The sequence below is a fragment of the Dorea ammoniilytica genome (assembly GCF_025567415.1).
Classification (GTDB): Bacteria; Bacillota; Clostridia; order Lachnospirales; family Lachnospiraceae; genus Claveliimonas; species Claveliimonas ammoniilytica.
In genome coordinates, this window is record NZ_JAOQJV010000003.1 from 70,978 (window position 1) to 89,239 (window position 18,262).

Consider the following 18,262-nt stretch of genomic DNA (forward strand, 5'->3'; position numbering starts at 1 on the left):
GATTACTTCCTGTCAAAATACTCTTAAATATCCTGCTTATTGTATCATATTTCTCACTGCAATGACATAAAGAATGAATCAATTCTTTTTCTTCTCTCTCTTCACGAAGAGACAGACACACACGATAACAAATACAACCGTTACGGCTATCAGTGCCGGCCACACCGGCAGCGGACAGACATCTGCACTTATAAGCTTAAGTCCCTGATAAAGAGTAAACACGCCGAATACGGAGAATATCACAACTGCAAGTGTATTCAGCAATCCATCCGGGGTCTTACTCTTTAGCAGATAACCGACTAACATGCCAAGAATATCTGCCGCAAACAGTCCCAGAGAACAGGCGATCCACACAATAACTGCAGCACTCATCCCTTCATTAGCACCAAATGTAATCGCCGTAAGCTGTGTCTTATCTCCAAGTTCTGCTACAAAAAATGTACAGAACACTGCAAGCGGAGCAAACCTAATCTTTGTTTTGCCGCCCTCTTCCTCTTCATCTTCATCGTCACCGGCAATCGTTGATGCTGCAAAATAAAGAAATGCGAATGCCGCGATCATCTTAATGAGACAATCAGGAATAAATTTGCTGACAAGTCCGCCCGCAAGAACAGCCAGTCCATTCAACACAAGGATTGCCACAGCAGTTCCTGCTATAATGTCTCTTAACTTATATTTGGACGTAAGAGCAATAAGCATGAGCTGGGTTTTATCTCCCATCTCTGCAATAAATTCCGTAAAAAATACCTTTAAAAATAACAACATTTCCTGATTTCTCCTTTATCTTGTTATGATGTAAAACGCGTATCCCATATAAAATGATGTTGGGAGCAAAAGCCCGCTGTGCAAAAAAACAGACTCATGTATATCAATTATCAGTCGATGTATCATACATAAACTGTTCATCAATATACATGAGTCTCATTATTTAAGATTTGCCAGATTATATCGTGTCATATAATCAGAATGTTGACAAACCACACTTTCGCGCTAACTACTCCCTCATGGAATATGAAATTACTTAATAAAGATTATCAAATAGATGCAGTCTTGTCAATCAGAAAACCGGTTATTTCTCTATTTCCTTTTTCTTCATTTTTGGTTTATAATCTTTCATTCCCGGAATCGCACCGCCCGACACTGCCCAAAGGTAAAGGCTTGCCACGCTGCAATATGGACTGAAACGGCGACGGTATCTTTCAAATAGTTTCCGGTCAATTTTCCTGTGATGATAGACCATACGCAGTCCACGCTGAATTGCAAGATCATCATAGCTGAAAATATCTGGACGCTGCATACAAAACAGTAAGATCATCTCCGCCGTCCAGACTCCGATACCTTTCAGACTGCTCAATTCCCGGATGGCATCCTCATCGGACATCTGCCACACTGCATCCAGATCAACTGTGCCATCGTGAACTTTTCTTGCGAAATCCGAGATATACTCCGCTTTACGGAACGTCATCCCAAAAGACTGCAGCCTGGAAATGTCCGCAGAAAGTATCGTTTCCGCATTAACCTCACCCAGCGTTTCCTGCATCCGCTTCCAGATTGTTGCCTGTGCCTTTGTAGAAATCTGCTGTCCGATAATATGATGTACAACTGAAGAAAACAAGTCAACATCTACTTCTCGTTGTATCAATCCAACCTGGTCAATAACTTCCGCAAGCCTTTTATCTTTACTTCGAAGATATGAAATTTCTTTTTCTCCATATTCAAAAGTTTTCATTTGAGTTTTCCTTTTAAATACTACAGCTTTTAAAATAAAAGCTGTAATCCCATTGCAATAATCCACATATATGCACAAGTCTTTGGAATCATTAATAGTCCAACCTTCGGTTTGGTTTTACTGAATAAAGTTACCGGAAGATAACAGCCAAAAGAAATAATTATCGCTGCGACCATTCTTGTCATATGATATCCATAAGTATTCCCTGAAATCCAATACAGGATAATTACCCCTATACCGGTAACTGCAAAGACTGCATTTCTGATAACAGATAATTTCATATTTCCTTCATCTGTACACCAGTTGTTCTGCGGGAACATGCATATCACAATTCTGACAACTGCTGATATCCATATGATAGCTTCAATTGCTGCTGGTATTATAAGTTCCAGAAATGTAAATTTCCAGATATACATTAAAATAATATAAAATATTGTCATTGTAATAGATGATACCTGCAATCCGATTCCAAGCTGTCTTTTTATTTTATCATTACTTCCGTATATTGCTCTGATAATTCTTGGCACCAGGTGAAAAGCGTCTCCTCCGCAAAGAGTCAATGTTAATATTCCATAAAGAATAAATAATACATTTCCCTGCGAGTATATAAAAAATAAAATTGCAGCAACTAAATCAAAAATCAAATACGCTGCATCAAATATTGCTTCCATTACATCTGGAATCTGTGGTTTATGTTTCATTTGTGTTCTCCTTATACTCTCTTAAATATTCTTCTGCGTTATCACAGATCTTGTCAAATACATTGATACACATATCCTTTTCTTCTTCTGTCAATCCTTTTAAAACATTTTGTGCGAATTGTTTCTGTGCGTTTATTCCTGCTTCTACAATTTCCTCTGCCTTATCTAACAAAAAAATCTCAATATGCTTTTTATTATCTTCACTTTGTTTTCTTTCAACAAGTTCTTTGTTTTCCAATTTTTTCAGCGAAGTTGAAACATGTGATTTTGTTGATTTTCTAACTTTTACTATCTCTGCTGCGGTATTGTGCTGAGGATTATTATTCAAAAACATAAGTATATCGTATTCCATCTGCGTCAACTCATACCGTTCACATACCTCACCGGAAAGCAATTCATAATAACTTGTAATTGTTTTATGCTTATCCCAGAAATACATCTCCGCCTCCTTTATCGTTCTTTTTAGAACGATTATAATATAAGACTTCTTCTGTGTCAATTATTTTTTCTAAAACAAATCCAGCATATTGTCCAGATATATCTTCTCTCTGACCTGAAGCTGATATTCCGGCCTGGTCATATAATACAATAAAAATTCCAGAATCAGTGCACTTCCCAGACTCCGGCCCTCAATCTTAAAATTAGAGAATCCCATTGGCAGATATATATGTTGAATATCCCGGATACCGATAAATCCCGGATTTGTCATGGCTTTCGAGAACAGATATCCATACTCTGAATCCGGTGCAGTACAATGAAAATCTCCTTGTTCTTCTCCCAGATTCCTACGGCTGACTGTTTCATAACAATATTTTCTGTCCTTGCATCCAAACCAACAACATTCATTACAAAGAAATTCAATTTTATCTTTTTGCTCCATGGACAGCATATCTAATCTGTCAAATGCTTTATTCAGTCGAAAATCCGGTACAACATACCGAAACTCATCCCGATTAATCTCATCCTGCAATTGTCCGAACTCTGTCAGCACCTTCGTTGTCGAAGACACCAGATAAAGTTTCGGATAATTTGCTTGTAAATACTCTGCCAGCAAATCTGAGTGAACAATCACACCATTCTTCACTTCCCCACTATTCTCAAACATTGCACAGAGCGTATTGCATTTCTTATCTGAAAGATGCTCTTTCTTCAGTAACGAATTACTGAACGTCAGTCTGGCAGAGACTTCATATTGTCGCATCAGTTCCAGTACTTTCTGTGGAGCACAGTCTCCAAATCCTGCACGACCACCGCCCCACAGGCAGTCTGCCGGAGCACCATAAATAGAAGCTATCTCACACCAGTCATAAAAATATTCTCTATGTTCATGAAATAACGGCAGAAACACACGGTACAATTCATAAAATTCAAACAGTCCCGGAAGGTGATAATATGCAATATCTTTTCTCATTCTATTGTCCATAATAGAAAACCTCCATATAATTACCTTGGTTAATTACCTTTGGTAAATATATGGAGGTTTTATCATTTTGTCAATAGCTTTTATCATAAGAAACTTCCTATCCACCACACGAGTCCCAGGGCCCAGCTGATTACCGTTCCATACAGGATTACCGGTCCTGCTATGGTAAATATCTTGCAACCGATGCCCATGACCTGTCCTTCTTTTTTATATTCAATTGCCGGAGCCGCTACTGAATTGGCAAAGCCGGTAATCGGTACCAATGCTCCTGCGCCTCCCCATTTGGCAATCCGTGGATAAATATTCAATCCGGTCAGAAGTGCCGATAAAAATACCAATATCACTGCACACCAGCTGGCACTGATTTCTTTGTCCAGCCCAGCTACTTTGCAATAGTTCAGGATTCCCTGCCCGATCATGCAGATTACACCTCCGGTTACAAATGCCTTCGTCATATTCATCCACAAATTGTGCACAGGTGTTACCGCTTTTACATACTCCTGATATTCTTTCTGTTCTCTTTGTTTCTTTGCATTCTGATCCATACTTGTCTTGACCTCCGTCATTTTCCCCAGTGCCGGGAAAAGAATAATAATGCGCCTGCTGTTTTACCGAGTGCAGTTCCCAGAATCACCCAAGGAATGCATTGCACCAGCTTCACTCTGCGCACAAAGATTGGAAATACTTCCAGCATCTCTGCCAATGCCATTGCCCAGCATCCGGTAAAGATTCCGGCAAGCAGTCCGAATATCGGTAAGATTCATCCGCCTCCCGGAATATGAATCTTAAACACGAACAGCAGATTCCCCAGGATTCCGCCAACTACAATGGCATCTTCATAAAGCATCACATGCTCCCCTGTATGTGTCCGGTCTGCAAAATCTGAGATTACACCGAGTCCTGTAATAAAGGAGAAAAGCCCTGCTGCCACCAGCATCCCTGCGCTAAGTCCGATGATTGCTGACAATATCTGTGGTATCCACATTTACTTCTTTCCCCTTTCTGGAATAATTCTCAATCAGTGTTGTCTGTATATCATTTTCATACAGACGCATTTCCACCTCCATCGGAGTCGGATCTACCGAAAAACGCTTCTTTCCAAAATGATTAAAGAAGATCAATATTCCCAAAGCAATTCCAATACTGTAACAGATCTCCAGCATCGTATAACCACTTGACTGCTGCCCTGTCATCCATTCATAGATCTGATTAAATAATCTGGATACATCCACGTCATTATTAAAAGCCATAATAGAAAATGCGGATCCGGAAAATGATATGAGCACCACGGTGATAATCTTCAGCCAGTGTAAGACCCCCCCTGCTGTCTTCTGGTTTTCCAAGGTGACGATGATATCCTGTGCACCAAGATTCTGTACATCCACAGCCGGATATACATCGTGAATGCACTGAATCAGTTTCAGCACGGATACAACCGTTCTGCTCCGTCTATGATAAGAATATTTCTTCGATGAATCAACAAATTTCAACACATGGATTGTCCTAAGACGGGGCAAAATCTTCGGATCCGAACATTCCAGTTCTACCAGATCTCCAAGATTCACCGTTTGACTGGTTACTTCTACCGATTCGTCACCTTTGATATATACCGTTTCTTTTACCGCCGACATACCGTCTGCACCTCATATCTCTGCACCAGTGTTCCCTCTGTAGCATAGTCTTTCCCTCTCACATCATGAAAATAGTAGATCAAGCCCACGATGATCGCTGCTGCCACCACCAGCACCATACAGATCCGTAACTTCTTTCTGGCTTCTTCCATACCACATTCTCCTTTTACCGCATTCACACTATTTATCTTCTTTTAGTACGTGAAGTTAGTATGAGCCGTTAAAAAAATTTTATACATAAAGAAACCGGAATCACTCTGCATCAATATATTGTTGATCAGAAATTAGAAGAAGCACAGCATATGCTCTCTCAGGTGAAATCCCTCTACGAGATAAGCTATACACTCTGCTTCTGTAATGAAAGTCACTTTATTCAGTTATTCAAGAAAAAATACCACGTTACGCCTGCGGAGTATCTGAATTCTGCTGGGAGATAACTTTTTCTTTTTTTATAATCTCCCAGTGACCACTACGTCCACGACCAACAAATTGAATAATATCTAAATCTTTAATATGCCTTTTAACAGTCTTTGAACTTATGCCTAATGCCATGGCCATTTTTTCTGTACTTACTTTATTATCTTTTTTAATCATATTTAATATTTGAATATCCAAAGGATTATCTCTGTTTTTCCGAGGGACATTCCGAGGGACATTCCAAGGGACATTCCGAGGGACATCCTGGGGGACATTGTAATTCAGATTTGGCATCACAACCGTAAACTGATACCTGTCTGAACGGAAAGTTGGTTTTTTGCTTTCATCATAATTAATCTGAAATTCATATCCGCCAATGATTTTTCCAAATCCACTGCCTTTCCGTTCCATATATCCCAAACGGTTAAATACATCCGCTAAAACAGGATTCCTTCTTGTAGACGGAACTGTTAAAGGATCTCTATCCTGAATGACTGAACCATCCGGCATACCTCCCGGCGAATAGATTTCCATATGGTCATCGTAAATATCAATATGCACTTCACTACCATTCACAAGATAATCCCTGTGTGCCAATGCATTGACTAACGCCTCATGGTAACTACGTTCTACATATTCCGGCATTTCCTCTCTGGAATTAGCTGTCTTTCTCCACATTAATTTTGCATTTCTTTTAATAAACGCTTCTCCATTATCAATCAACGAAAGTACACTTCCCGAATATTCCGCATCATCAAAGGCATCTATCGTTCCACCGCTCTTATTTAATCCATTCCATCTGGTACAAAATAGTCTGGACCAGTAAATTGGACTTTCATCTGCGATCAACGCTCCTGCATTAGTCAAATACCCCTGCTCATTCGCCAACCCGAAAGAGACAAGATCTTTCTCATCAAAACTATTTCCTGTCCATTTTTTATATCTTTCTCTGAGTTTCGAAAAAGCAAAATCTTCCACCTTATACACAGAAATCTGTGAATCATATGATGTGTTTCTGCCATGTAACACAAGTCTTTTTAACTCTGTTGCAGTTGCCTTCACACTTTCATTTCCAATACGGACATATGCTTCCAGCACACCATCACCAGAATAATAATATGGTGTCTCTTCGCCCTTAAAAATATCCAGAATGATTATCACTTTTCCCTTATCAATTTGTTCAAATCTAAGACGAAATTCTGGAATCGGATCTAGTCTTGTCTTAATAATTTCACTTATTTTCTCAGCATCCTCATTTGGATCTTCAAGTCCAACAATCTCCTCGCTATTGGATATTCCAAAAATCAATGCTCCACCCAGTGTATTAGCAAAGGCACTGACACTTTTACACCAACTTTTTGGTTTCTTCACTTCCAAAGCCAGCTTTTTATCGTATTCTGTTGTTTCACCAATCCAGTCCTTTATACTCATATTTTCCTCCCCTGTCCAAACAACTCCAGCATAATTCTATATTTTAACCATCACATATGTTCCCGAATCCATGAACTCAAATATTTTCTCTTATACTTTTTAGCGAAATCTATTGATCTCTTCCCATCAAGTGTATGAACCAGTAAAGCTTTCTGTAATTTTTTCTTTATTTCCTCACATTGTGTCATATTCAGCTTTCTCGCAATTATTTCTATTTTTATCAACATATGAATTACTAAAATTATACCCTATCAATATTGCCTTTTCAATTTAATTTATCTAAAGAAAAAGCTATAAGATTCCATTCTAAAAATCTTACAGCTTTTCATTCTAATCATGCCATGCGTTTACAGCATCTCCCGCAGATTCCTTAATATCCTCTTCTCCATCCGTGACACCTGCACCTGCGAGATTCCCATGACTTCTCCGATCTCTGCCTGTGTCTTATTGGCAAAATACCTGAGATAGATGAGCTGACGTTCTTCTCCCGCCAGCCGCTTAAGCAATTCTCCCAGCACAATATGATTCAGCAGTTCTTCTTCCCTGCATTCTTTCTCTTCCAGCTTGTCCATAAGTTCAATCTCATGTCCGTCTTTCTGGTAAATGGGTTTGTGCAGAGACTCCACATCGGAGCTTGCCTCTAAGGCTGCGGTCAGTTCCTCCGGCTCCACTTCCAACGCTCTCGCAAGTTCAAGAAGTGTCGGATCGCGCCCCCATTTCTTGCGCAGCTTATCCTGACAGGTGTACGCTCTGTATGCCAGTTCTTTCAGTGACCTGCTGACTTTGATCATTCCGTCATCCCTGAGAAAACGTTTGATCTCGCCACTGATCAAAGGGATAATGTATTATAGTGGAAATTTTGAAATTTCCTTTATCCAATAGGGTAATTATCTTGAATAAGATATATGAAATTTTACACGCAAGAAGATATATCCCCTTGCGATGTATTAACTATAGAAATGTAATTTACTGTAGTGTCAAAAGATCATTATACTCAATTTCAACATAATCATTCGATATTTTAATCTTTTTGATATATTCACGTACAGTCTTCTGTCTTTCATTGAAAGACATGAACTCCCAGCTGTCAGCAACACTTTTGAATGCTTTAGCTCTTGCTGTCATATCTTTAGCTCTGGTGTTCTTTAATGTGTACTGTTCTATCTGTGTATTCAGATTTTCCAGTTCTTTATTGATCTCACCAATTGTCTCCAGCAGGACACTATTATTGGTATCGGATGCATATAAATTATACAGGGATTTCAGCTTACCTTCAAGAACTGATTTTCTCTGGTTCATAGCTTCAAATCCTTTTTGATTTTGCTGTTCTGATTTTTCCTCGATTACCTCATACTCCTTTGATAATTTCAGCATATCACTAACAACAACATCTTCAACTTCAGCTGCATCCAATTTTCCGTTCTGGCAATTTGGATTCTTAACCAAGTGCGGTTTACTATGGTCTAATGAGTAACAGTAAATCATCACTCTTCCACCGCTCCATTTTTGATAACGCATCTTTGCCCCACATAATCCACAATATATTAACCCAGTAAGTAAATACTGTGATTTATGAGAAGTTGCTCTCGTTCTTGTTTTTCGTAATTCCTGAACTTCATCAAACAGTTTTTTATCAACTATCGGCTCATGAAGACCATCAACGATTTCTTTATTATATTTGAGCTTTCCAATGTATGTCACTCTGGACAACATATCGGACACTTGCTTGTCTCCTTTTAAATCGAACATCTTTGCCAGTGCATACGTGGAATAGCCTTCCTTATATAATTCAAAAATCTTTCTGACTGTTTCTGCATCTTTATTTGGCACAAGAACGTCATCACCGTTATTATAGTCATAACCAAATGGTGGTTTCGTCCCTCTCCATTTTCCGGTTTTGATTCTCTCTGTAATTCCCATCTGTGTACGTTCACGAATGTTTTCACGTTCATACTGAGCAAATACAGATAAGATACCTACCATTGCTTTTCCATATGGTGTTGTTGTATCAAAGTTCTCATTTAAAGAAATAAATCCAACATCATTTGCTTCAAACACATCTTCAAGAAGATAAATCGTATCTTTCTGGCTTCTGGACAAACGATCAAGTTTAACAACTACAACTGATTCCACTTTGCCCTCTTGAATTTCTTTAATAAGACGTTTCATCTCCGGTCGATTCAAATTGCTTCCTGAATAGCCACCGTCAATATACAAATCATAATTATCAATCTCCTGATAATTACAATACTTTTCAAGCTTCTCCGTCTGAGCACCTACTGAATATCCTTCTTCAAACTGAAAATTTGTAGAAACTCTGATATACAATCCTGTTTTTTTATTATTTGAGGTATTCTTTCCAATTCTTATGTTTCTCACCTCGCTCTTTCCTCCTCTCACGTACACTATACCATCTTTTCAGAGAAATTTCAACTTATTTTATTTATTAAAGTAAGTTATATAAAATTTCTTCTTTCAGCTGCATCGACTTTAATATTATCAACTGCTCCCATCTCTTTATTCATCTGATATAAGATCTGACGAACTACCGGGGAATCCAATTTGAATCTTTCTAAATCTTTATCTTCGATCACATTACCATTTGCATCATATCTTCTTACAATTTTTAATGCCATCGCAATCCCTCCCTTTATAAATCATATTCAATCGTCTCTAAAAAATCACCAGAACCTCTCGTCCTGTATTGTCATTCTTTTGTGTTGTCTACATTTTATGACGTCGTTTTCTGTTGAATTGTCGAAAGCAGGAATATCATTTCTCGCTTTCGTTCATTCCCATTTGAATCCGTACCGCTTTCAGCACCCGATCCAGGCTCCACTTATTTACTCTTCCGCATTTCTCAATAATGCATTTTGTAGAAATGCTCATAACCTGTTCAGCCAATGCCAGGCTTCCTTTTCGAATCCCTGTCATATCGTATTTACTGATAAATACATGTGTTGGTAAATATCGCTTCTTATATATTCTTGATGTCAGCGGAACTACTGTAATGACTGAACTGTATGTATTGGCTTTATTATTGCTCACTACGATCACCGGTCTTACACCACCCTGAACAGATGTTGTAGGAAACATACCGAGATCTGCCCATAAAATATCTCCTCTGCGGATTGTCATTTGTCCTCTCTCCAATCTATTATTTTTATTTGTAAAGCATCCATAGCGCTATATTGGCTCCACAGGAATACGGCAGAGTTTCTTTCCCATAAGGAAAGCTCTGCCGCATAACCTCTATAGCCAATTTGATTATTAAACAGTGCTCGCTCGATTCTATTTATCCTCGATACCCCGAATCGTTACTCCTGCATATGCAGGAAGGGAATAATAACCTGCCCGAATGCATACTCCGGACCACAACCCAAAAACTCTCGTTTCCAGGCTCCAGCAGTTCATAGGTTTACCAGTTACAGACTTCTCAGGATCTGCAAGTGTATCGCATCTCATACATATCATCGCATCACCAGCCTGCCAGCTGGCTTCGGTCAGTGCTTTTTCGCAGCATTACAGACTGAACTAAAAATCTTGGTTTTGTCTTATAATCCTATAGCGGCATCTTCCTCGTGCTCTCTGCATGAAATGTCACGTCAGTTATTATTGGATATTCAGTTATCATGGTTCATTTTAGGAAGTCCTTTAACTTCCTCTAATTACTAAAGTCAAATGACTTTGGCAGATGCAAAAGATTTTGAAAAATTTTTTAAAAAAATTTATTCATATACATTTCACGCATCTTATTAAGAGTGGATTTCAGCTTGTATGACAGCATCTGTCTGGAAATCCCCATAATCTCCGCCATCTGTGTCTGTGTCTTGTTTTCAAAGAAAATGCCATAAATAATCATGCGTTCCTCTGAGTTCAGCTGATTGATCACTTTGTGAATATCCTGCTGTTCCATTTTTGTCAGTACACAGTGCTCCACATCGCAGTTCAGATCTGGAAAATCCTCAATCATGAAGCCTTCTCCATCAATGGACTGACCACTGTAAGGTACTTCTCTCAGCATCTTATCCACAACCTCACCCAGTTCGTTCTTAATCTCAACTTTTTTTGCCTTGCTGCTTCTATAAAAATTATTCATCGCATACGCAACTTCTTTTGTAATCTCGATCATTTCTCCATCAATATTTGCGTAATACTTTCCTTCATAAAAATATGGGTGTTCAATATACATATCCGTTCCTCCTGAATTTGAAATCTTGTTGCTCGTTTCAAATCCAGAAGGCGGACCTCTGTTTAGAATCATGCCTGCTCCGCCTTTATCCTGCCGGGATACGCCCGCAGTTATTGGCTGAGAAATTCAGGCACGAAAAAAAGCCCCAGTAGTTTTTTCTTAACTACTGAGGCTTTCGTCTCTTTCTTGTATTCAGTTATCTATGCCTTCTTTCATCAGCATAATCATTGTATCAGGATAAAGTTCACAAAGTATCCGCAATATGTTCCCATAAGTTCATATCATTATTGGAATCGTACATATTTCAGTATAAAAAGTTCACCGTGTTATTCTTCTACTTCTTTTCCATCTATATATAGTTGAAATTTATCAGGATTATTGACTACATCATAGTCCTTTCCATATTCTACAGGTCTGTATTCGGCTGTCATTACCGATTCCCCATCTTCAATATCCTCTTTCCATAAATAGATGTTCATATCAAGACTCGTCGCATATCCCCTGTCTGTGGAGAATTTTGTCGAATAAAAAGAATCATCCTTGTACATCTGCAAAAGCTCTCTTACAAACGCTTCTCTATCCTCAATATTTTTCCGGTTAGCAACCACGGTTAAATTTTCATCCCGATTTACGGAAAATGTTCCAACTACATCCGGTTCGCCTTCCTCATGACCAGATTCAGATTTCCCATAAATACTTCCTGCAGCAATTATCAAGATCACTGCTCCTGAAATCAATGCAATTATCTTTTTCTTCATATTTTTATTTTCCTTTTAGTTTTTTTACTGCGTAATTGATTACTTCTTCCGGTGTAGGTCTTTCTCCTTTAAGTGTCATTTTCTTCCATTCTTCCTGCACAGCCGGATCAGGATTATCAAATCCTGCATCTATGGCTATCTGCATTTCTCTGCGTACTTCTTCTGGTGTTGTGTTGTACTTTTCTGCAATCTTCTCATAAATAGTTTTTTCTCTCATTCATTTTCCTCCGATATATAACTGGATTTACAACTTGTTCTATAGAACCAATTTAGCATATTTCTATTATCATGAAAAGACACTTTACAACTTAAATCTGAATAAATGGTCAAAAAAAGAAGAGCTACTTGCTCTTCCCAGTTTGTCATATCACTCTTCCAATAATGTGTGAATTACTTTGATGATTTTTTTCTGTTCTTTGATTGGAAGTTTTTCAATTTTTTCTGTCAGTTCATTTGTAACACCTGTAACTGAATGTGCCACAACATCAATTAAAAGAGTATCTGCAGAAACATCTAACGCATTTGCAATTGCAACAAAGGTATCCAATTTTGTAACTTTCAAGCCTCTCTCTATTACACTCACATGCGTCGGGCTTAAATTTACTAATGCAGCCAGTTCCTCTTGTGTGAGATTTTTTGCTTCTCGTGCCGATTTGATTCGCTGTCCTACTGCTTTCAAATCCATCGTAACACCTCCTCCGGAACGAATAATCGTTCTGGATTTAGTATACTTGTGGATGTCTTCAATATACAGAATCGCAAAACCAAGTTCTAATTCTATAGAACTATATTTCAAGATTTTCTTTGCATTTTCGTAAAAAAGCGTTATGATTGAATCAGTTAAATCAAAGGAGGTATCAAATCATGAAATCACATAAATACTGGTCCTTAGGCGCACTTTTCTGTATGTTGGGATGCATTTATTCTGGAATCAAAAAATCTATGACTGCACATAAATACTTTGCCTATTCTTCATTGCTTTGTATTGGCATGTCCATTTATTCCGGTCACAAACTGGTTTCTCCAAAGAAGAAAAAAATCACTGAATCAAATAATAGTGAGAATAGTTAAATGAAAATTTGACCTTTATTCATCAAAGACAAAGTTGCTGGAGAATATTTTTTCTCTCCAGCAACTTTCTTTATCTTTAAGCCATTGAAATACAATACTGTCCAATCAGCTTCGTCCAACTATTATATTTATTCTTTTCACACACCTTTCGGCAAATTTCATTTTCCATCAATACACAGAACATCTTATCATAATCAAATGCCCAAACAGCACCATTCACATGGTTTTCCACTGCTTTCTGATCTATGCTCTTTAAGCGTGTGACCATTTTTTCAATTTCTCCATTTCCCAAGTTACCGATATTTTTGCAGATAAACCGAAAGAAATTCAACGTTGCATATTCGTCATGCCAATGGAACTCTTCTGGATTGTTTTTAATTTTACTGGCTCGTTGCTGTTCTTTGATTATCTGATCAGCTACACCTTTCATCGAATCTTCGTATCTCATATTATTCACCTACTCTTCCTCTACGCCCAGTGACGGTTTAAATCTTTTATCCTTTGCCTGCGGTACCACGATCTCATAAAAATAAAATCCTAAATACCCAAGTGCCTGCTTCTTCATTTTATAAAATGAAGTCCTGCCTATTCCTAACTCCTGTTGTACTTCCACATCTGTCTTATTATAATGACTGCAAAAACAGGAATGAAGGATCTCACTGAGCATCACACCATTCGGTGCATAGAACTTAACCAGTGTCATTCCACGATAGATCATATCTGACAAGCCATAAATGATCATCAGGTTATTCATTTCCCGGTGCATCTTTGGCACATTCAGCTGATTGTTATAAATGCTCAGATAACTCAACGCATATGCCATATCTTCATTGATTTTCTCCTGGCACTCCATATCCAGTTCTTCTAACACAATCTGATTTTCCAAAATCAATTTCTGATAGCTTGTCATCAATTCTTTAATATCAGTATAATGTCTTTCAATCGTTACTTCCAAATAATCCTGTGCATGGCTTGCCATCTGGAAGGTAATCTCTTTCATTGATTTAATTGCATAATCTCTGTCTGTCATCAGTTTCAAAATCTCCTTATCATCATCACACTAACTGGCGGTCTTTCAGACCAGTTCGCTTTCCCCATGATTTTGATGGGAAGCAATTACTTACTACAACTTGCAGAAGCGGATATCCAAAAGGCATTGTGGGAGCTGCCTTTGCTGACCGGAATCCATCTTCTTATGTAAAACCTGCAGGAATAAAAAGGGAAAGTGACTATCCCTGCCGGTTAATAATCCAAATAATATCGTCTATACCAAGCTCTCCTTATGCTGTTTTTCTCTCCATAAACCATTTATCCACTTCGTAAAACAAGTGGCTTTCCTGCCCTTGTATCATACAGGTGTACATCATTCCTACACCGCCTGCCTTTCTGCTGGCGCATCGCTCGATTTTCAAAATTCTGTCAATGCTATACTTTCTTCCATCCTCCCATGTAAAAAATATGGGAACCAGCTGTCCGTTTTTCCGAAACTCTGCTACTACATCTACATATACTTTGTTCATGCCGACACCTCACTATAAAATCTCAATTGCTCTTGGCGATGCCGGGATTCTGCGGATATATCCATTTAACTCCAACTGCTTGATTCTGGAAAATGCTGATGATGTTGATTTCACCCCGATCAATTTTCCAAATTCCCGTATTGTCGGTGGATATCCATGTTCATTGGTATATCGTAAAATACACTGATAACTTTCTTCCTGTTTTCTGGTTAATGCTTTTTTCAAATCTATCCCTCCAATTACCCATGGAAATAACTATGTGGATGGATCGTGTGCGTACCAGCGTCTAAGTGGGATAAGACTTTATCCTGATACATTGCCGCTCGCTGTATACTGAAATAACCAAACCTTCGTCTGATCTCATCTACAGTACGATCCAGCTTCTCTAACTTTTCCTTTTTCTCCTGATTTCCAAATAAATCCAACTGCACGGGAATATCATCTAACACAAGATCCGCAGCTCGGATTCCCAGGCTTCTAATGGGATGTTCCCATTTGTAATTATCTTTAAATAGCTGAAATGCTGCAGTTACAATCTCGTTTGTAATATTCGTTGGCTGTCGTAAATGTATCTGTCTGGAAAAACTATACAATCGATTATCTCGAACTGTAATTTCTACTGTTTTGCATTTAAATCCATGTTTCCGCAATCGTGCAGCTACACTTTCTGCCAATGCTATTTGAATGATCCAGACATCCAGATCATTTTCCAGATCTCTCGGTGTTGTAGTGCTATTACCTATCGACTTTACTGGTGCTTCATATCCTTCCTTGCAAACCGGATCTTCATCCCAGCCATTTGCGAAAGCCCATAATACATTTCCTATTTTTCCAAAATGACTCTCTAACAACTTTTCGTCTGATTCCGCAAGTTGCCCGATTGTCCGGATTCCAAGTTTTTGCAATTTCTTATTTGTCTGTCTTCCGACATAAAGCAAATCTGACGCTGGAAGCTGCCATATCCTGTCTTTATAATTTTCTCGATTAAACTCTGTGATTGCATCCGGCTTTTTATAATCTGAACCAAGTTTCGCATAAATCTTATTCCAGGAAATTCCAATACTTACCGTTACACCCAGTTCGTATTTAATCCGATGGCTGATTTCTCTTGCAATCGTCATTCCGCTTCCTTTCAGATTTCTGCTGTCCGATACATCCAGCCAGGCTTCATCAATTCCATATGGCTCAATCTTGTCCGTATACTCCGAATAGATTTCTCTTGCCATCTTTGAAAATCTCAAATACAAATCCATCCGTGGTGGTACAAATATGATTTCCGGACAAATCTGTTTTGCCTGCCATAATGCCATTCCGGTCTTTACACCTTTTTGCTTTGCAATATAATTTGCTGTCAGCACAATCCCATGTCTGGCTTCCGGATCGCCACCGACTGCCAGCGGCATTCCGGCAAATTCCGGATGATGCAGCATTTCTACACTGGCATAGTCGGGTAAGAGAAGAGCATTACTGTCCTTCCCTCCCCTAAGAACCGTACGTGATAGTTTCCCATCATACGGCTCAAGCCTTATAAAGCCTATTGCTGCCACAATAAGCCGGTTGTATATCATTCGTATACAAATTTGAAATTGCTGTAGGATTTATTTTTGCGTTCAGCGAAGTATTCCATCCAAATTTCATCGTAGGGATTCGCTTCCGCTTTAATACATGTAAAACGGGTAATGTTTGTGTCGGTTGCATATACTAATGCGAGATAATTATCCTCCGTCAGCTTTTCAGAGAAAGTCCAGCTACGGTTTCCGATTCTGTGGAAATATTTATCTCTTATCCATGCGGCTGGTTTGTTTTTATGTCTACGTCGGCACCATCTCCATAGCGCCTTGAATGTCTGCCAGTCCACATATCTAAATGCAACCGAAGATACGTTATACTTCTGAAAGTTCACCCATCCTCTGATAATAGGATTCAGGCATTTGATCAGATCGGATTGCTTGCCCGTTCGGAACTTCTTAATTGTTCCACGAATTTTACGCATAATTGATTTAACATTCTGTTTTGATGGTTTGGTAAGTAATTTATCCCCATATTTACGAATATTACAACCCAAAAAGTCAAATCCATCGTGTATGTTCGTAATAACTGTCTTTTCATCCGATAATTCTAATCCTCTTTCATGCATGAACTCTTTTACTAAAGGTAGTACCTCGTTTCTTAATAGTTCCTCTGATACTCCTGTAATAATGAAATCATCTGCATAGCGCACCAGATTTACTTTTGGATTTATCTGTCTACCTTTCGACCAATACCGTTTGAACTTATTCTTCAATAATCTTTCTAATCCGTCCAATACATAATTACACAGCGTCGGTGAAATAGTACCTCCCTGTGGTGTTCCTTGGTCAGTAGCATTGAGTTTTCCCTTTTCCACAAATCCAGCTTTAAGAAATTTGTGCAAAATTTCTTTGTCCATAGGGATATTCTTTTGCATCCATTCATGATTTATGTTATCGAAACATCCTTTTATGTCACCTTCCAACACCCATTCTGGTGCTGTTTTTCGAGCCAAGTCGACAAAACATTGCTCTATAGCGTCTTGAACACATCTGTTGGGTCTGAATCCGTATGAAGTGCCGTCTGCCAGAGTTTCTGTGACTGGTTCCAGTGCCATTTTGTGTAATGTTTGCATTGCCCTATCTTTCATTGTAGGAATACTCAGTGGTCTCTTTTTTCCATTTTTCTTTGGAATGTAGATTCGTCTGAGCGGTTGAGGTTGGTATCCTCTTCTCTGAAGTGTGAATATGGCGTTAAATTTGTCCTCATTACTTATCCAACACACGCCATCTACTCCAGGTGTTCTTTTACCCTTGTTTTCTGTTACTCTTTTTACAGCAATTGCTTTTGCATAAAACGAATGAGTCAGAGTCCATTGTAAGGATTTGATTTTTCCTACTCTGTTCTCCTTTACAGCCTTTGCAATACGCATCTGCAGTTTCTTAACCTCATATTCAGCTGTTCCAAAATCAATATCCTTCCAGCTCTTAATGTGATTTGAAGATGCACACGATTTCTCGTACATTTGCATTTCTCCTTTCAGAAATTCTGCTAATTCTCTTGCAACATAAGACCAGACGGAAGTCTGCCCCCTTTCGGGTGAGTATATTCTCTATCCTTCTCATTACAAGAAGGCATTCGCTTTCTCCGTCCTCCTTACCCGCACATCTATCGGTTTCCCTTACGGGTTACTTTCCGTATCTTTATGGAGATATACGGGCTTACCTTGTTCCACTACATTTATGCTGGTAGATTAGGCTCCACCTTTCTGCCGACGGTTCTATAGTCCGTGTGGTGGCTGTTTCAACCCCCAACCAAACCGCATTCCCATTTTGGGCCAGGCCCAGCAACCTTTGGCCTGTTCGCGCATAACGACATTT

At 38.7% G+C, this 18,262-nt stretch carries 25 protein-coding genes and 2 pseudogenes; 2 read left to right on the forward strand and 25 right to left on the reverse strand.

Annotation, left to right across the window (positions count from 1 at the left end):
* Positions 1-78: 78 nt before the first annotated feature.
* The 9 genes and pseudogenes from OCV65_RS03980 to OCV65_RS04020 all read right to left on the reverse strand — a co-directional run bounded on the left by OCV65_RS03980 (position 79) and on the right by OCV65_RS04020 (position 5,636).
* Complete coding sequence (locus tag OCV65_RS03980; RefSeq protein ID WP_262581037.1) at positions 79-765, reverse strand: TMEM165/GDT1 family protein; 687 nt, start codon at positions 763-765, stop codon at positions 79-81.
* A 304-nt stretch (positions 766-1,069) separates the two neighbouring features.
* Positions 1,070-1,729 carry a DNA-3-methyladenine glycosylase family protein gene (locus tag OCV65_RS03985; protein ID WP_262581038.1) on the reverse strand — a complete coding sequence of 220 codons (660 nt, stop codon included), beginning with the start codon at positions 1,727-1,729 and terminating at the stop codon, positions 1,070-1,072.
* A gap of 29 nt (positions 1,730-1,758) precedes the next feature.
* Entirely contained in the window at positions 1,759-2,430 is a 672-nt protein-coding gene (locus tag OCV65_RS03990; RefSeq protein WP_262581039.1) for a hypothetical protein, read from the reverse strand.
* Positions 2,420-2,869 (reverse strand): MarR family winged helix-turn-helix transcriptional regulator, encoded by a 450-nt coding sequence (locus OCV65_RS03995; protein ID WP_262581040.1) that lies wholly within the window; start codon positions 2,867-2,869, stop codon positions 2,420-2,422. Before OCV65_RS03995 ends, OCV65_RS03990 begins: the two co-directional genes overlap by 11 nt.
* A 69-nt stretch (positions 2,870-2,938) precedes the next feature.
* Entirely contained in the window at positions 2,939-3,853 is a 915-nt protein-coding gene (locus tag OCV65_RS04000) for a hypothetical protein (RefSeq protein WP_262581041.1), read from the reverse strand.
* 83 nt (positions 3,854-3,936) lie between these two features.
* Positions 3,937-4,398, reverse strand: coding sequence for a SpoVA/SpoVAEb family sporulation membrane protein (locus tag OCV65_RS04005; RefSeq protein WP_262581042.1), 462 nt, complete (start codon positions 4,396-4,398; stop codon positions 3,937-3,939).
* Positions 4,399-4,415: 17 nt separating this feature from the next.
* A pseudogene (locus tag OCV65_RS04010) lies at positions 4,416-4,838 on the reverse strand (stage V sporulation protein AB).
* The gene (locus OCV65_RS04015; RefSeq protein ID WP_262581043.1) at positions 4,798-5,484 is read right to left on the reverse strand and encodes a stage V sporulation protein AA; all 687 of its coding nucleotides are present in this window, start codon (positions 5,482-5,484) and stop codon (positions 4,798-4,800) included. Before OCV65_RS04015 ends, OCV65_RS04010 begins: the two are co-directional and overlap by 41 nt.
* Positions 5,472-5,636, reverse strand: coding sequence for a hypothetical protein (locus OCV65_RS04020; protein WP_199665558.1), 165 nt, complete (start codon positions 5,634-5,636; stop codon positions 5,472-5,474). Before OCV65_RS04020 ends, OCV65_RS04015 begins: the two co-directional genes overlap by 13 nt.
* Positions 5,637-5,753: 117 nt before the next feature.
* Here OCV65_RS04020 and OCV65_RS13495 point away from each other — a divergent pair, with 117 nt between their 5' ends.
* Complete coding sequence (locus tag OCV65_RS13495) at positions 5,754-5,921, forward strand: helix-turn-helix domain-containing protein (protein ID WP_416810574.1); 168 nt, start codon at positions 5,754-5,756, stop codon at positions 5,919-5,921.
* On the opposite strand, the gene OCV65_RS04025 is transcribed toward OCV65_RS13495, so the two are convergent.
* From OCV65_RS04025 to OCV65_RS04070, 10 genes and pseudogenes are all read right to left on the reverse strand, one after another.
* On the reverse strand, positions 5,884-7,332 hold the full coding sequence (locus OCV65_RS04025; RefSeq protein ID WP_262581044.1) for an ATP-binding protein: 1,449 nt from the start codon (positions 7,330-7,332) through the stop codon (positions 5,884-5,886). The genes OCV65_RS13495 and OCV65_RS04025 overlap by 38 nt on opposite strands.
* Positions 7,333-7,679: 347 nt before the next feature.
* Positions 7,680-8,177 (reverse strand): annotated as a pseudogene (locus OCV65_RS04030) (sigma-70 family RNA polymerase sigma factor); the annotation flags it as partial.
* Positions 8,178-8,298: 121 nt separating this feature from the next.
* A complete protein-coding gene (locus OCV65_RS04035) occupies positions 8,299-9,711 on the reverse strand; it encodes a recombinase family protein (RefSeq protein ID WP_055057334.1) in 1,413 nt (470 codons plus the stop codon).
* 77 nt (positions 9,712-9,788) lie between these two features.
* Complete coding sequence (locus OCV65_RS04040; RefSeq protein WP_008688169.1) at positions 9,789-9,968, reverse strand: hypothetical protein; 180 nt, start codon at positions 9,966-9,968, stop codon at positions 9,789-9,791.
* A gap of 136 nt (positions 9,969-10,104) precedes the next feature.
* The gene (locus tag OCV65_RS04045) at positions 10,105-10,470 is read right to left on the reverse strand and encodes a type II toxin-antitoxin system PemK/MazF family toxin (protein WP_055057333.1); all 366 of its coding nucleotides are present in this window, start codon (positions 10,468-10,470) and stop codon (positions 10,105-10,107) included.
* 153 nt (positions 10,471-10,623) lie between these two features.
* Entirely contained in the window at positions 10,624-10,806 is a 183-nt protein-coding gene (locus tag OCV65_RS04050; RefSeq protein WP_055057332.1) for a hypothetical protein, read from the reverse strand.
* Positions 10,807-11,050: 244 nt separating this feature from the next.
* Positions 11,051-11,524: a sigma factor-like helix-turn-helix DNA-binding protein gene (locus OCV65_RS04055; RefSeq protein ID WP_172677496.1), complete on the reverse strand. Its 474-nt coding sequence runs from the start codon at positions 11,522-11,524 to the stop codon at positions 11,051-11,053.
* A 326-nt stretch (positions 11,525-11,850) separates the two neighbouring features.
* Positions 11,851-12,282: a hypothetical protein gene (locus OCV65_RS04060; protein ID WP_055057331.1), complete on the reverse strand. Its 432-nt coding sequence runs from the start codon at positions 12,280-12,282 to the stop codon at positions 11,851-11,853.
* Between the two features lie 4 nt (positions 12,283-12,286).
* Positions 12,287-12,499, reverse strand: a complete 213-nt coding sequence (locus OCV65_RS04065; protein WP_024720749.1) for a sporulation initiation factor Spo0A C-terminal domain-containing protein — start codon at positions 12,497-12,499, stop codon at positions 12,287-12,289.
* A 150-nt stretch (positions 12,500-12,649) separates the two neighbouring features.
* Complete coding sequence (locus tag OCV65_RS04070; RefSeq protein ID WP_008688152.1) at positions 12,650-12,967, reverse strand: helix-turn-helix domain-containing protein; 318 nt, start codon at positions 12,965-12,967, stop codon at positions 12,650-12,652.
* Positions 12,968-13,146: 179 nt separating this feature from the next.
* Between OCV65_RS04070 and OCV65_RS04075 the strand changes: the two genes are divergently transcribed.
* Positions 13,147-13,353, forward strand: coding sequence for a DUF6219 family protein (locus tag OCV65_RS04075; RefSeq protein WP_024720750.1), 207 nt, complete (start codon positions 13,147-13,149; stop codon positions 13,351-13,353).
* Positions 13,354-13,429: 76 nt separating this feature from the next.
* On the opposite strand, the gene OCV65_RS04080 is transcribed toward OCV65_RS04075, so the two are convergent.
* From OCV65_RS04080 to ltrA, 6 genes are all read right to left on the reverse strand, one after another.
* On the reverse strand, positions 13,430-13,801 hold the full coding sequence (locus tag OCV65_RS04080; RefSeq protein ID WP_008688148.1) for a hypothetical protein: 372 nt from the start codon (positions 13,799-13,801) through the stop codon (positions 13,430-13,432).
* A 9-nt stretch (positions 13,802-13,810) separates the two neighbouring features.
* Positions 13,811-14,383 carry an ArpU family phage packaging/lysis transcriptional regulator gene (locus OCV65_RS04085; RefSeq protein WP_008688147.1) on the reverse strand — a complete coding sequence of 191 codons (573 nt, stop codon included), beginning with the start codon at positions 14,381-14,383 and terminating at the stop codon, positions 13,811-13,813.
* A 250-nt stretch (positions 14,384-14,633) separates the two neighbouring features.
* Positions 14,634-14,873, reverse strand: coding sequence for a hypothetical protein (locus OCV65_RS04090; RefSeq protein ID WP_024720751.1), 240 nt, complete (start codon positions 14,871-14,873; stop codon positions 14,634-14,636).
* Positions 14,874-14,885: 12 nt separating this feature from the next.
* Positions 14,886-15,098 (reverse strand): LexA family protein, encoded by a 213-nt coding sequence (locus tag OCV65_RS04095; protein ID WP_024720752.1) that lies wholly within the window; start codon positions 15,096-15,098, stop codon positions 14,886-14,888.
* 14 nt (positions 15,099-15,112) lie between these two features.
* Positions 15,113-16,420 (reverse strand): DNA polymerase IV, encoded by a 1,308-nt coding sequence (gene dinB / locus OCV65_RS04100; protein WP_262581046.1) that lies wholly within the window; start codon positions 16,418-16,420, stop codon positions 15,113-15,115.
* A gap of 17 nt (positions 16,421-16,437) precedes the next feature.
* On the reverse strand, positions 16,438-17,907 hold the full coding sequence (gene ltrA, locus OCV65_RS04105; protein WP_055057330.1) for a group II intron reverse transcriptase/maturase: 1,470 nt from the start codon (positions 17,905-17,907) through the stop codon (positions 16,438-16,440).
* Positions 17,908-18,262: the final 355 nt, after the last annotated feature.